At 41.0% G+C, this 15,239-nt stretch carries 14 protein-coding genes; 10 read left to right on the top strand and 4 right to left on the bottom strand.

The window, feature by feature from the left end:
* Positions 1–115: 115 nt before the first annotated feature.
* Complete coding sequence (locus H3T84_RS09680; protein ID WP_084585067.1) at positions 116–493, bottom strand: Mth938-like domain-containing protein; 378 nt, start codon at positions 491–493, stop codon at positions 116–118.
* A gap of 146 nt (positions 494–639) precedes the next feature.
* On the opposite strand from H3T84_RS09680, the gene H3T84_RS09675 reads away from it, so the two are divergent.
* The 3 genes from H3T84_RS09675 (at position 640) to H3T84_RS09665 (ending at position 4,817) form a co-directional block, all read left to right on the top strand.
* Entirely contained in the window at positions 640–1,953 is a 1,314-nt protein-coding gene (locus H3T84_RS09675; protein ID WP_198218973.1) for a homoserine dehydrogenase, read from the top strand.
* 395 nt (positions 1,954–2,348) lie between these two features.
* Positions 2,349–2,816: a type IV pilin protein gene (locus tag H3T84_RS09670; RefSeq protein ID WP_037474938.1), complete on the top strand. Its 468-nt coding sequence runs from the start codon at positions 2,349–2,351 to the stop codon at positions 2,814–2,816.
* A gap of 96 nt (positions 2,817–2,912) precedes the next feature.
* On the top strand, positions 2,913–4,817 hold the full coding sequence (locus H3T84_RS09665; RefSeq protein ID WP_198218972.1) for an ATP-binding cassette domain-containing protein: 1,905 nt from the start codon (positions 2,913–2,915) through the stop codon (positions 4,815–4,817).
* 50 nt (positions 4,818–4,867) lie between these two features.
* Here the strand turns inward: H3T84_RS09665 and H3T84_RS09660 are convergent, their stop codons facing one another.
* The 3 genes from H3T84_RS09660 to pmbA all read right to left on the bottom strand — a co-directional run bounded on the left by H3T84_RS09660 (position 4,868) and on the right by pmbA (position 8,103).
* Positions 4,868–6,115, bottom strand: a complete 1,248-nt coding sequence (locus H3T84_RS09660) for a DUF1615 domain-containing protein (protein WP_198218971.1) — start codon at positions 6,113–6,115, stop codon at positions 4,868–4,870.
* Positions 6,116–6,169: 54 nt separating this feature from the next.
* Entirely contained in the window at positions 6,170–6,658 is a 489-nt protein-coding gene (locus H3T84_RS09655) for a disulfide bond formation protein B (protein WP_174833296.1), read from the bottom strand.
* Between the two features lie 86 nt (positions 6,659–6,744).
* Positions 6,745–8,103 (bottom strand): metalloprotease PmbA, encoded by a 1,359-nt coding sequence (gene pmbA / locus H3T84_RS09650; RefSeq protein WP_232346167.1) that lies wholly within the window; start codon positions 8,101–8,103, stop codon positions 6,745–6,747.
* Positions 8,104–8,219: 116 nt separating this feature from the next.
* Here pmbA and yjgA point away from each other — a divergent pair, with 116 nt between their 5' ends.
* The 7 genes from yjgA to H3T84_RS09615 all read left to right on the top strand — a co-directional run.
* The gene (yjgA, locus tag H3T84_RS09645) at positions 8,220–8,744 is read left to right on the top strand and encodes a ribosome biogenesis factor YjgA (protein WP_037474927.1); all 525 of its coding nucleotides are present in this window, start codon (positions 8,220–8,222) and stop codon (positions 8,742–8,744) included.
* An 80-nt stretch (positions 8,745–8,824) separates the two neighbouring features.
* The gene (gene trpC, locus H3T84_RS09640) at positions 8,825–9,613 is read left to right on the top strand and encodes an indole-3-glycerol phosphate synthase TrpC (protein WP_037474924.1); all 789 of its coding nucleotides are present in this window, start codon (positions 8,825–8,827) and stop codon (positions 9,611–9,613) included.
* A gap of 48 nt (positions 9,614–9,661) precedes the next feature.
* On the top strand, positions 9,662–10,441 hold the full coding sequence (map, locus tag H3T84_RS09635) for a type I methionyl aminopeptidase (RefSeq protein WP_174833355.1): 780 nt from the start codon (positions 9,662–9,664) through the stop codon (positions 10,439–10,441).
* A gap of 310 nt (positions 10,442–10,751) precedes the next feature.
* The gene (locus H3T84_RS09630) at positions 10,752–11,036 is read left to right on the top strand and encodes a DNA-binding transcriptional regulator (protein ID WP_100115443.1); all 285 of its coding nucleotides are present in this window, start codon (positions 10,752–10,754) and stop codon (positions 11,034–11,036) included.
* Between the two features lie 119 nt (positions 11,037–11,155).
* Positions 11,156–12,028: a folate-binding protein YgfZ gene (locus H3T84_RS09625; protein WP_198218970.1), complete on the top strand. Its 873-nt coding sequence runs from the start codon at positions 11,156–11,158 to the stop codon at positions 12,026–12,028.
* A 177-nt stretch (positions 12,029–12,205) separates the two neighbouring features.
* Positions 12,206–13,804 (top strand): peptide chain release factor 3, encoded by a 1,599-nt coding sequence (locus H3T84_RS09620; RefSeq protein ID WP_198218969.1) that lies wholly within the window; start codon positions 12,206–12,208, stop codon positions 13,802–13,804.
* Positions 13,805–14,076: 272 nt separating this feature from the next.
* Positions 14,077–15,239, top strand: a 1,163-nt coding sequence (locus H3T84_RS09615; RefSeq protein ID WP_198218968.1) for a DUF6531 domain-containing protein, incomplete at its 3' end; no start/stop codon positions are given.

The raw sequence follows: 15,239 nt of genomic DNA, 5'->3' as shown, positions 1-15,239 counted from the left end.
CTATTAAAAAATCAGGTTCCGGTTAATGATACCGGCAGCCTGATTTTTTATCCTTAACCCTGATACTGATTATTTCTAAATTATTCTTTTTAAAAGCAATATATTTAAATAAATACTACTCTTCTATTAACGGCCACAACCATGCCCAGACACTGCGGCCTTCACTGCGCAACACCATAAAAGTACGGCAAGCAGCAGCTGTAGACATACTTTCTACACCGATTCCTTTTTCGACTAATTGTGAAGTCAGACGCGGATGAATAAACACATGATGATTTCCGGTACCGATTAAAATCACTTCAGGCTTAAACTGTAAAGCCTGAGTAAAATCATCAATGGTTAACTCACTGGCTGCTTGCTTATCCAGTGTGAGCACTTCATCAGCAGTAATACATACAGGTTGAGTATATTGCCGGCCGTTTACAGTAATTTTTCCGATATCAACTTCCTCAATCCATAATCCTTGTTTATCCCGAATTTCTTCAATTTGCATTAAAATTTCCTTATGCATAACCACACAACATACTATGGCTGTAGTAGTCAAAAAAGCAGTTTTCGGCTAGCATAGTAGATTATTCACGTAAAATTGCAAGTATCAGGCAGTTCATAAATTAAATTTGTCTATTTGAAGGAGTAAACATGCAGCCTCTGCGTATAGGCTTGCTGGGCGTCGGCACAGTAGGTGGTGGTACCGTCAAGTTATTACAGAATAATGCGGATGAAATTACCCGCCGGCTTGGCCGCGAATTAATTATTACCCGTGCAGCAAGTCGTAATATTGAACGTACCCGGGAAATATGCGGCAATAGCACTTTTGTTAGTAATGATGTATTTGAAGTAGTAAATGCAACTGATGTTGATGTTGTAGTAGAACTAATTGGCGGTACAACAATAGCTAAAGATGCTGTGATCCAGGCAATCAGGAACGGAAAGCACATTGTTACTGCCAATAAAAAACTTCTGGCAGAATACGGTAACGAAATTTTCCGACTGGCTTCTGAACACAATGTAATGGTGATGTATGAAGCTGCAGTTGCCGGCGGTATTCCTATTATTAAAGCTTTACGTGAGGGGCTGGCTGCCAACCATATCGAATCTATTGCCGGCATTATCAATGGCACCAGTAACTTTATTCTGAGTGAAATGCGTACCCGAGGCAGTACCTTTCCGGAAGCATTAAAACAGGCACAAGAACTGGGTTATGCAGAAGCCGATCCTACATTCGATATTGAAGGTCATGATGCCGGTCATAAATTAAGTATTATTTCTGCACTGGCATTCGGAACCCCGATTAATTTTAGCCAATGTTATCTGGAAGGCATCAGTCATCTGGAGAGTCTGGACATCTGTTATGCTGAGGAACTAGGCTATCGCATTAAATTACTTGGTATTACCCGCAAAACTCCGCAAGGTATCGAGCTGCGTGTACACCCTACTTTAATCCCTGAAAGCCGATTACTGGCAAAAGTAGAAGGAGTAATGAATGCTGTAACTGTTCAGGCAGATATGATTGGGCAGACACTCTATTATGGTGCTGGTGCTGGTGCCGGCCCAACTGCCAGTGCAGTGATGGCTGATATTATTGATGTAACCCGATTACAGAATGCTGAAGCCAGCTACCGTGTTCCCTATCTGGCTTTTCAGTCTAATTCATTACAAAATATTTCCATTCTGCCAATGGATGAAATCACCAGTAGTTATTATCTGCGTGTATCTGCCTGCGATGAACCGGGTGTGCTGGGAGAAATTGCGAATATTCTTGCTGCAGAAAATATTTCTATTGAGGCTCTCATCCAAAAAGGTATTATTAATAAGGAATCTGCCGAAATTGTTATCCTGACACATTCAACCAAAGAACGTTTTATCAAACAGTCAATGGCTAGAATTCAGGCATTACCACGAGTTTTATCCCCGGTTACCATGATCCGGATGGAAAGCTTACATCATCGTTAATTCCATATCAGCCAAATAAATTTTTTAAATACGGGCGTTATAGCCCGTTTTTTTACTGCTGTTATACCTGTCAACACAAACTGATCATGAATTTTTTAAATAAAAAATAAAATCCTAATTTTAATTAATAATATCTACAAGAATTATCTGGACACTAATACCTGACTATTTATTATAAATATTTTGAATTTTAAATAAACAAAAAACAAAATAATTATACTATTTATGCGTATCATAAATAATTTTATTTATTATATAATTTAACAATAAATTCATAGCATAACAAAATAAAATATACAATATAGATATATTCATATATACTATTAGTCCGAAAAATAATTTCTTTTATCAAATAAATGGTTAGTATATTCTATAAGCATAAATACAGATATCGTATGTCTTCACTCCGAAAAACCGAACAGGGATACAGCTTATTTGAGCTTATGCTTATACTGACTGTTATCCTCATGATAATTCTGATTGCTTATCCATATTATCGCCAGCATGTACTACAGGGTAGATTAAATCAGGCAAAGGCGGCATTGCTTATCAATGCTCAATTCCTGTCCAAACATTATCAAAAACACATTAGCTATAAGCAAAACAAACACAACTGGCCAGAATTACCTATTATTGAGAACCAGCATTTTTGTTTTCGCATACAGGGAAATCCGCGTTTTGCACCTGAAGAACATTTCACACTCAAAGCAGTGGCGATTGATACCGAAGCTGAACCTCGTATAATCAAATTAAATCAGGATGGAAGAATATTTATCTGCCAAAGCAGCTCCAGCCGCTGCGATGAAGAAAATCATTTTTTTAATGGCAAAGGACAGCCAGACAAAAATTGCCGGATTTTTTAATTAAAGGTAAGTTCAGTATTGCTGCAACATATTAACTATGAACCTGATACAATAACTCATTTCCATAAACCATAATCAAACGTATTCGTCTTAATCATGAGTATTCTGTCACTCGATAATGCCTGCTTTACTGTAGGTCACCACCCCTTACTGGATCATACATCTTTGCAAATGGATGCAGGTGAAAAAATAGGCTTTATTGGTCGCAATGGTGCCGGGAAATCCTCATTACTGAAAATTCTTGCCCGAGTACAGAAACTGGATGACGGATTATTAACTATCCAGAACAACCAAAAAGTTGTTTATGTACCGCAGGAATCCTTTTTTGAACCGCAGGCTACTGTATTTGACACCATAGCCCAAGGATTGGGCGAACTGCAAAATCTGTTACGTGAGTATCATGAGCTCAGCCAGAATATTGGTGATGAAACCAGTCTGAATCGGTTAACTGAATTACAGAATAAGCTTGAAAACCTTAACGGCTGGCAATTTGATGCCTTAATTGCGCAAACCTTAAGTGAATTACAACTACCGGAAAACGAATTAATCAGCAACTTAAGCGGTGGTCAGAAAAAGCGTGTTGCACTGGCTCAGGCATGGGTACAAAAACCGGATATCCTGTTACTGGATGAACCAACCAATCATCTGGATATCGAAGCGATAGAATGGATGGAAAATCTGCTTGGTAATTTTGCCGGCAGTCTGATTGTCGTGACACATGACCGACGCTTTCTGGATCGTGTAGCTACGCGTATCATCGAACTAGATCGCGGACATTTACGTAGTTACCCGGGAAGTTTTAGTGCCTATAGTGAAAAAAAAGCACAGGAACTAGCTGTTGAAGCTGAACATAACCGGCTTTTTGATAAATTTCATGCTCAGGAAGAAGCATGGATTCGCAAAGGAATTGAAGCACGCCGCACACGTAACCAGGGGCGGGTTAAACGGCTGGAACAACTACGCCGCGAACGCGCTGCACGTCGTGAAGTACAGGGGCAGGTCAGCTTTAATTTAAATCGCGGTGAAGCCAGCGGGAAAATTATAGCAGAGCTTGAACACGCCGGATTTGCTTATGGTGAACACCTTATTATGCGTGATTTCTCTTGTGTTATTCAGCGCGGTGACAAAATTGGTCTGATCGGATCAAATGGTGTTGGCAAAACTACCTTTTTAAAATTGATTTTAGGTGAATTACAGCCAACCTCAGGCAAAATTCGGCTGGGCTCACGTCAGGAAGTTGCCTATTTTGATCAGTTTCGTAGTGCATTAAATGAAAACGATACTGTTTTTGATACTATAGGTCAGGGTAATGATTACATTGACATTGGTGGTCAGCGTAAACATGTAATTGGTTATCTTGAAGAATTTCTGTTTTCTCCGGCCAGAGTTCGTAGTGAAGTCAAATCACTTTCTGGTGGCGAGCGCAACAGGCTATTACTGGCCAAACTATTTATCCGACCAGCTAATATTCTGGTACTTGATGAACCAACAAATGATTTGGATATCGATACGCAGGAATTACTGGAAGAGTTATTGCGGGATTATAACGGCACCGTATTTCTTGTCAGTCACGATCGTACTTTTCTGGATAATGTAGTTACTCAATCCATAGTTTTCAAAGGTAATGGTCAATTAAAAGAATACATAGGCGGTTATCAGGATTATATTGACGCCCAAAAACGTGAACAAAGCTTACTAACACCAGCGCCCACAACAAGCAAAAATACCAGTAATCCTGATAAAAACCGGCAAAAAAGCCGACGCAACGATAAACTTTCCTACAACGAACAACGTGAACTCACCAGCTTACCCGACGAGCTTGCTGCTCTCGAAGCAGAACAACAAGATCTGAATAATAAACTTTCCGATCCGGAAATATTCAAAAATGACTATAAACTGGCAACTGAATGGCAAACACGTATTGCTGAAATTGAAGAGCTGCTGCTGGAAAAACTTGAACGTTGGGAAATCCTTGAAGCAAAACAAAAAAATCAGGAATAATCCGATAAAAAAGCCAGTATATGAATATACTGGCTTTTTTATGTTCGAATTTATCTTTTACGGTGGCGTCCAGTACCGCCACCATGCCGCATACAAGTTTCATAACGACGGGTGACATTAGTAGCATACCAGTTGGTATTATAATCTTTGCTTAACTTCGGTCCGCTAATTATCACTTGCGGCATAATAGCATATGGAGGATTTTTACCGAATTGCTGTTTATATAAAGCAATTACATTCTGATAGGTGGATGTATTTTCAAATTCTGCCTGTTTTTCCTGCAACAAATCTGAACGTATCTGTTCCGTTTTCATTACGACACCATGATCAGCAAATAACTGATTCAATGCTGTTTCAGTCTGACTAGGCATTGACTGCGCCTTATCATCTTTATCATATAGCAATAAATCCCCATCCAAAGCCATATCTGTATTGAGCAGTTTATTTATATCTTGCTGAAAGGCTGCATTGCGGCTCGAATACATGCCGGAATTATAATCAGCAAAACGGTATTGAGGATTATCATAGGCCGCAGGATACTTCATCAACCGGTGGATACCGTAATATAAACCACCCTCCCGGGTATACATATAATCACGTAACTCATTCACCGTAGCATTGTCGCGCTGATGTTCACGTGCATATTTTACTAATACCTGCATCGAACCAATAGTAGTAATCGGATTATTATCTTCTCCGATATCCTTACCCATAAACCTAGCCGCAGCATTAGTAATTGAATCAGCATAAAATTGCTTTGATACATAAGCAAATATCTGCCGGTAAATTAAGTCCAGCTGCTGTTCAGTTTTTACATTACGCATCTGTACCAGAAAACTGTTTTCTTTGCTCGGTTCATTAACCAGTACTGAATTAAAATAACGTGAAACTGCCGGTCCCAGAGCCGGACCAAACTGCCTGACAAATTTTTGCGGCACTTCCGTCTGAAAAGCCTTGATTGCTTTATTACCAAGATCAGGAACCGAAGGGTTTGCAACAAAATTTGATTCCTGATCAACCACAGCAATCACACTACATACATTTTCCTGAGTCTTACTGATTTTCAGCTCATCCATGATCCGACTGATATCTGCAGCCCATGCATCACGATCTGCTACCCGAGCCGGAATTAACCGGCTTATCTGTGCTGGCTGATTTAATACCCGGCTGCTGTCATCCGGCGAATTATCATCCCCGCCAGACCATCTGCCCTTGTCCTTACAGGCAGACATACCGCACAGGAATAATCCAGCCAGTGTAATATGACCAATTGTCTTCAGTAAAAATCTAGCATTCATACCATAGCATTCATTCAAACAAAACAAATTATCAGCCGCTGATCCGGCACAGCTTCAGCATTTACGACTGCGCCAGAACCATACCCAGACCCAAAGTAATACAGCAGTAAAAAATAACGCACTCCATATCGGTAAAGGTATCAGTAAAATTTTCTGAACCTCACCACAATTACCTGTACCGCGAATAATCGGTTCATACCAATGAAATAACGGCGCATCACGCAAACGGAACGTCCATGGTGCGCCGCAGGAAGGCTGATCCATCAAAGGAAGATGCTGAATATATATCTGATATACAGCTACACCCAGTCCGCCTATGGGTGCCAGACTGACCACAATGGCATTTATCACCCGCTCAATACAGCTGCGGTTAGGACAGCAGGCACACAAAAAAGCCAGTAATGCAGTAGCAATGACCGCTACACGCTGAACTATACACAACACACACGGGTTCATTCCCAGAACATACTGACCTATAAACGACCCTGCCGCACAAAGTACTGCCAGAAAAAATACACACCACAATGCTTTACGGAAGCTCATTTTCAATCCTTTTAAACACGCAGTTATCAAATATTTGTACTTTCGCCTGACCATTATCCATACAAATTCCCATTACCAGTTACACTTCAGGCTCCAGCAATAATCATATTATCAATCAAAATCGAACCAACCTTATGCGTACTGCGCTTTAACGAATCATCTGCTACACCAGCCATTGCCATAAACATATCCTGTAAACGTGAAGCAATGGTAATACCTTCAACCGGATAGGCAATTACTCCGTTTTCCACCCAGAAACCTGCAGCGCCGCGCGAATAGTCTCCGGTAATAGCATTTACACCCTGCCCCATCAGCTCAGTAACCAGTAAACCGGTTCCCATCGTTTTCAACAAATCAGCCTGACTGGCATGAGTATGATTCAGATATAAATTATGAACACCACCGGCATTTCCCGTGGTGCGCATACCCAGCTTACGCGCACTGTAACTACTAAGAAAATAACCTGCAACCTGTCCTTCACTGATAACAGTACGGTCAAGTGTAGCCACCCCTTCTGCATCAAAATAAGTACTGGCCAGTGCTTTTTTTACATGTGGTTTCTCTGTAAGACATACCCAGGGCGCCATAACCTGTTTGCCAAGGCTGTCCACCAGAAAGCTGGTTTGCCGGTATAACGCACTACCACTCAGTGCACCTACCAAATGACCAATTAAACTTCCGGCAACCGTAGTATCAAAAATAACCGGATATTTCCCTGTAGCAACTGACCGACCGTTTAAACGCCGTACTGTACGTGTTGCTGCTGTCTGTCCGATAATTTCAGCATTATCAAGATCTCGTGCATCTCGTGCCAAATCATACCAGTAATCACGCTGCATCCCTAAGTCATCCGCAGCCACCACACTACAGGAAATACTGTGTCGGCTGCCGCGCTGATAAGCACAAAAATCATTACTGTTGGCATATACAAACTGATAATGATCAGTCTGTACCTCTGCTCCTTCAGAATTTTTGATACGCTCATCGGCATCAAGCGCGGCCTGTTCAGCTTTTTTACCAATCTCAATCGCTTCATCGGCAGACAGTGACCAGGGGAAAAAAGATTCTGTATCGCCGAACTCTGTAGCCAGTAATGCGGCTTCTGCCAGACCGGCACAGTCATCCTGAGCTGTATAACGGGCAATACTTAAAGCTGCTCTGATTACCTCTTCTATTGCTTTTTCATTGAAATCAGCAGTACTCGCACGCCCCTTAGCCTGACCCAGGTAAACTGTTATATCTAAGGATTTATCCTGCTGGTATTCAATATGCTCAACATTCTGCTGACGCACTTGTACATTCTGGCCTGCAGATTCGCTAATATCGATTTCAACAGCAGTTGCCCCTTGCAGTCTCGATTTATTGATTGCCTGCTGGCACAATTCTTGTAACTGGTCGGCACTATGATGAAACATTAATCTACTCTCTTGCAAAGAAGTTTGCATTCTAACATGCCGGTTTAGGCACTGGCAGCAGTTAAACAAGCGTGCCAACTGAAATAATATGGATTTTTTGCTAAAATAGATACTTGAAATTCAGATACACACATGACCCGATAAATATGAACAGTAATCCCGATAGCCAGGCTTTTGCAGACGAAAAATGGATAAGTAAAACCCAATTGAAAAAGCAAATGAATGATTTGCAGCAATTAGGTATGGAATTAACCAAATTATCTGCAGATACATTGAAAAAAATGAATTTGCCTGAAGATTTATTACAGGCAGTATTAAGCTATCAGAAAATCAGCTCCAACAGCGCGCTTAAACGCCAGGCTCAGTTTATCGGTCGTCTGATGCGTGAAACCGATACCAAACCCATCAGCGATTATCTTGCGCGCCTCAAAGGTGAAAACAGTACACATAATGCTTATTTACAACGGCTGGAAAATCTGCGTGATCGTTTAATTTCCGATGACAGCAGCCTTACTGAAATCATCAGCCGCTATCCGCATATTGATATCAGCAATCTGCGCACATTAATTCGCAATGCCCGTAAGGAACAGGCTGCAGGAAAACCACCTAAAGCTTTCCGGGCTATTTTTCAAGTATTGAAAGCAGAAATTAGTGAAGATAGTTCTTTCTAAAAGATGGTTTTCCTTCTGGCGATAACCCGCCTTCCCTTTTTGATTAATTCTGCTTCAGCATCCACTTTTGGACACAACTCATGAGTGATATCTTAAATAAAATTATTGCCACCAAAAAAACTGAAATGGTTACTGCCAAAACGGCTGAAACACTGGCTGAAGTACGGGCGAAAGCCTATGAACAGAACCCTGCGCGTCCTTTTCTTGAAGCAATACAGACAAAACATCATCAGGGAAAGGCTGCCATTATTGCCGAAGTAAAAAAAGCCAGCCCATCTAAAGGTTTGATTCGTCCTGATTTTTCACCAGCAGAGATTGCCAGAGATTATCAGCTTGGTGGCGCAGCCTGCATGTCTGTATTAACAGATAAAAACTATTTTCAGGGTAGCCTTGACTATCTGAATATCGCACGCAATGCCTGCAATCTGCCAGTACTGCGCAAAGATTTCATCATTGATGCCTATCAAATATACCAGTCCCGGGCATACAATGCAGATGCAATCCTGCTTATTGCTGCGGCACTGAGCAGTGCTCAGTTGACCGAATATGAGGCTATTGCTCATGAACTAGGTATGACCGTACTGCTTGAAATACATAATGAAGACGAACTTGAAAAATGTACCAATATGCAAACCTCACTATGGGGTGTAAACAATCGTAATCTGCGTACTTTTGAAGTAGATTTACAACAAACCATCAAGCTTCTGCCCGCGTTGACAGGAAAAACTGTTGTAGCTGAAAGTGGTATTTTCACCACAAATGATATTCATATGATGCGACAACATCAGGTGAACACTTTTCTTATCGGTGAAAGTCTTATGCGCAAACAGAATATTACCGATGAACTAAGTTTACTGGTGAATGCTTAAATTATTATACACATTAACTGAATTATTTTAATTACCGTAAAAGGAAGAATCATGGCCGTGATTATTAAGAATGCAGAAGAAATTGCTGCAATGCGTGTTGCTGGCCGACTGGCTGCCGAAGCACTTGACTACATAGGCCAGTTTATCAAACCGGGAATCACCACCAATGAAATTGACCGTCTGATCCACGATTATCATATCAATGTTCAGGGCGGCTATCCTGCCCCATTAGGCTATGGCAACCCGCCATTTCCCAAGTCATGCTGTACTTCTGTCAACCATGTAATCTGTCACGGCATACCCGATGATAAACCCCTAAAAAACGGCGATATATTAAATATAGATGTCACCATTATCAAAGATGGTTTTCATGGAGACTCAAGCCGTATGTATGCCGTCGGAGAAATCAGCCCGCAGGCCCGGCGCCTGATCAACATTACCCATCAAAGTATGATGGCCGGTATATCAGTAGTCAAACCGGGGGCAACACTTGGTGATATTGGTTACGCCTGCCAGCAAGTAGCTGAGAATGCGGGTTACTCTATGGTGCAGGAATTTTGCGGACATGGAGTCGGTCGCGGCTTTCATGAAGAACCGCAAGTGTTGCATTATGGTCGTCGCAATACAGGATTAAAATTACAACCCGGAATGATTTTCACAATCGAGCCAATGGTTAATCAAGGTAAACGTCATTTACGTATATTAAATGACGGATGGACGGTTGTGACCAAAGACCATAAGCTTTCTGCACAATGGGAACATGAGGTTCTGGTTACTGAAAACGGCTATGAAATACTTACAGTCAGCCCTTTAACAGGCAAACCTTAAAAGCATAAAAATATCATAACTTTACATTAATATAATATTAATATCTGATATAAAACAATAAATCTTTATTTAGTTTAATTAAAATAAATCTGTATTATCCTGTTATACCACATTTTAATAAAACAATAGCAATATTGTATTGAATGTAAAAACAATTGTGATAATATTGAAGCCAATAGATAATTATGCATAATGGTAAAACATTTGCCATCAGTTTTCCTGACAAATTTTACCAAAATAATTAATTATTTATGAATGACCATATTAATTTACTAACACATAGACAACTCGCTTTTAAGGTATAAAAATTATGAAAGCATTCAAACCTATTAACAATGTGCGTGAAATCCGTAAAAAACTTGGTTTAAATCAAATTGAGTTCTGGAGTCAGGTTGGTGTTACCCAATCCGGTGGTTCGCGTTACGAAGCAGGACGCAATATTCCGAAACCAGTTCGCGAGCTGGTTCGTCTGGTTCATGTCGAACAACTGGAATTAAGCAAACTGAATCGTGTAAATATGGAGGTAGCAGAACTGCTTAAAAACGAACATCCTGATATGTATCAGCAGTTAAAAGCAAAAGCTGAAGGAAAATAGGTTAATTAATAGTATTTTCCCTGGCTCCGTCCCAGAACTTGGGCGGAGCTTTTTATTTGTTTACTAAAAATTCAGATTTATAATAAGAACCGGCGAATTTAAATTAATCAGGATTCAACATGACACACACAGCATCTACCCTGATGCCCTTTTTCGGCCTTATTCGGGTTAGCGGCGAAGATCGCACCACATTTTTGCATAATCAGCTTTCAAATGACATTAATCATCTTGCAGAAGAACAGGCATGTCTGGCAACTTATAATACAGCCAAAGGCCGTGTCATCGCCAATATGCTTCTACTTAACAGAGGAGACGATATTATTCTGATTGCTGCAGCCGATCTGTGTGAAACGCTACAGAAAAAATTGCAAATGTACATTTTGCGCAGCAAAGTAAAATTAGAAACCATGCCCGAATGGGGTGTGGCAGTTGGTTTACCAAATGATATTCCTGTATCAAATGCACCAGAACAACCTCAATATGTTTTATCAGCAACGACGACCAATCAGATCTGGCAGATACAATTGCCAGATCACTCAGAGGTCAGCGTCGGCAAAATCAATCAGCTACCACCATTGAATACAGAAAACGCCATAGCATGGAAAACCCATGAAATTACCTGTGGCAACCCATGGATTAGTGCAGCTACCACAGAAACATGTGTGGCACAAATGCTCAATCAGCAGCTTATCGGTGCCGTACATTTTAAAAAAGGATGCTATCCAGGACAGGAAATTATCGCCCGGGCCCAGTACCGCGGTCAGGTAAAACGCGGCTTGGTACTTATTGAAAGTACTACCCCCCTTTCCGACGGAGACAGCATATATGATAGCAACAATGAAGAAGCGGGGCTGATTATCAATCAGGTACAAAAAGACTCAGTTTCATTGGCACTGGCAGTTATTAAACACAATGCTGCCCAGGCGCAGCTACAATGTAACAACCAAGTTTTAAATATGAAAAAATGCTTTTTTTCTACCGCTAATGACTAACCAGTTTAAATCACCAGTAAACAGCCGATAAATAAAATTTATATTCATAAAAAGTCATAATTAACAGCACTAAAATATCCAATTAACAGATTTCATATCAACCTGTGCTACAATATGTATCTCTTTACAAGACGGCCACAGCCGTCTTGTTTTTATTGTTTTCAGAATATAAAAATCATGAGTCAGATTGCCCAGGAAGCGGCACGACGCCGCACATTTGCGATTATTTCCCATCCGGATGCCGGTAAAACCACCCTAACAGAAAAACTGCTATTGTTTTCCGGAGCTATCCTCTCTGCAGGTACAGTAAAAGGAAAAAAATCCGGTAAATTTGCCACATCAGACTGGATGGAGATCGAAAAACAGCGTGGTATTTCCGTAGCCTCATCTGTGATGCAGTTTGATTATCATCAACATGTTGTTAACCTGCTTGATACACCCGGTCACGAAGATTTTTCTGAAGATACTTATCGCGTACTCACTGCCGTTGACAGTGCCTTAATGGTTATCGATGCCGCCAAAGGCGTAGAAGCACAAACAATCAAACTTTTAAATGTTTGTCGGCTGCGTGACACACCGATTGTTACCTTCATGAACAAATATGATCGCGAAGTTCGCGATTCACTTGAACTGCTCGATGAAGTTGAAAACATACTGCACATCCGCTGCGCTCCGATTACCTGGCCGATTGGTATGGGAAAAAATTTCAAAGGTGTCTATCACATCCTGAATGATGAGATTTACCTCTTTGAAGCCGGTGGCGAGAAGCTGCCACATGAATTTGATGTAATCAAAGGTATCGATAATTCCCGACTGGATGAGCTCTTTCCGATAGAAATTCAGCAACTGCGCGAAGAAATTGAGCTCGTGCAGGCCGCGTCAAATGAATTTGATTTAGACGCATTTTTGCGCGGCGAGCTGACGCCTGTCTTCTTTGGTTCAGCTATCAACAATTTCGGTATTCAGGAAATCCTCAATGCATTGATTGACTGGGCACCGGCTCCGCAGCCCAGAGAAACACTTGAGCGTGTGGTCGAACCAACTGAAAACAAATTTTCCGGATTTGTATTCAAAATACAGGCCAATATGGACGCCAAGCATCGCGACCGTATTGCTTTTTTACGCGTGTGTTCTGGTGAATTTACCCGGGGCATGAAAATCAAACACCTGCGTCTTAACCGAGACATTGCTGCATCCAGTGTTGTCACCTTTATGTCACATACCCGTGAACTGGTTGAAGAGGCTTTTGCTGGTGATATTATCGGTATTCCTAATCACGGTAACATCCAGATTGGCGACAGCTTCACCGAGGGAGAACGGCTCACCTTTACCGGCATCCCGTTTTTTGCACCGGAACTGTTTCGTGCTGTGAGAATCAAAAATCCGCTGAAAATGAAACAGCTGCAAAAAGGATTACAACAACTTGGTGAAGAAGGTGCAGTACAGGTATTCAGACCTCACAATGGCGGCGATCTAATACTCGGTGCTGTAGGTGTATTGCAGTTTGAAGTAGTTACCGCCCGTCTCGCCAATGAATATGGCGTTGATGCCGTATTTGAATCTGTCAGCATCTGGTCTGCACGCTGGGTATCCTGCTTTGACCGGAAAAAATTGGCTGAATTTGAAAAAGCCAACATACTTAATCTCGCTACAGATGCAGGTGGTAACCTAACCTATCTGGCTCCCAACCGTGTAAACCTGTCTCTAACAGAAGAACGTTGGCCAGATATTCGTTTTCATGAAACCCGCGAACTAACAGCACAGATTAATCAATAGATTTTCTGTTTAAACAAAAGCAGCTTATTCCTTAGAGGAAAAGCTGCTTTTTTAATAATGACTACTTATCTGTATTTCAAATGCTTTATCTATTATAAAGCATATTATTTACAATTATTAATTTTAAATATAAAAAAACATTTAGTTTAAAAAAAATATTAATTTATGTCAAATTATATATATTTAAGTTATTTTTTCCATTTAATTTATAATATATTAATATTAATTTACATACTTTGTTTTATTTTAATTTACAACAGGGGAAATTTAACATGAGGGAAGCATACTGGGCAGCACGTGAAGGAGACGTACTTTTACATACTTCAATAATGGCTGATTTTGCAGGTGGTTTTGTTGAATTCAAATGTTATGAAGCTTTAGCAACTGTGTGCGTTGTCGCTGTAGCAGTAACAATAGCTGTTATAGCAGGGGGAGGATTAGAAGCTGCAGCAATAGCAGTTATTGCGGCATTAATAGGAACTGCCGATATATTAACCAGTATTTTAGGACTCATAGTGTCTGTTGGTGCTTCATTAGCATTAAAAGACTATATTTCAGAGGCTGCAGACTGGGTCTGCAGCTTATTCCCCCAATCCGAATACGCCAATATTGATACCGGTTCCAAGAATACTCGTATTAATAGTAAACCCTCAGCACGCGCTGCCGGCATAGTAAAAAAAGCAGAAACCGCACAAGCACCTCAACAGACTGAAAGTTTTATCGATATAACCGGCAACATACTTCAGCTCATAAGGCAGGCGTCAAATGAGATTGTCACACCTATTGTTGCTTCTCCGGATCCAAGTACAACCATCACCAGAATAGACGATAAAATCATTTGCAAAAAACACCCGCCTTCTTCCTCTGATGAATTTATGGCTGAAGGTTCCAAAAAAGTCTATATCAACAACCAGCCGGCGGTACGCAGCAATGATCGCAGCACCTGCGAAGCCAAAGTAACTGATGACTACAAAGGTGGTATCAAAGTTTCCAACAACGTGCGCATCGGCGGTGAATCTGTTGTTGTCCGTGAAATTAAAAGTGGCAAATACCCTATTAGTCTAACATTAGCTATTGCGACACTACTGTTATCCCCAGGAAAATTTTTCACAAAACTAAGTCGTTTTGTAAAGTGTGCTTTTTTAGTCGCCAGTATTAGCTATAATATATTAAAAGCTATAGAGCCCTTCAAAGGTAATCCGGTTCATCTGCCAACCGGTGCCAAACTCCTGTTCGGCCCCGAAGAACTCGACTTCTCCCTGCCGGCTCACCTGCCCTTCGAATGGCAGCGTTTCTACAGCAGCGTCGACACCCGCACCCACAACATGTTCGGTGCCGGCTGGAGTGTTAACTATGAAATCGAAATGGAAATCGACCCGCAGCCTGATGGTTCCTGTGCTGCCGTCTATATCAACGAAGAAGGGCGGCGTATCGA

The organism is Snodgrassella sp. M0110 (genome assembly GCF_016101465.1).
Lineage (GTDB): Bacteria > Pseudomonadota > Gammaproteobacteria > Burkholderiales > Neisseriaceae > Snodgrassella > Snodgrassella alvi.
This window is presented reverse-complemented; position numbering and strand designations above follow the sequence as displayed.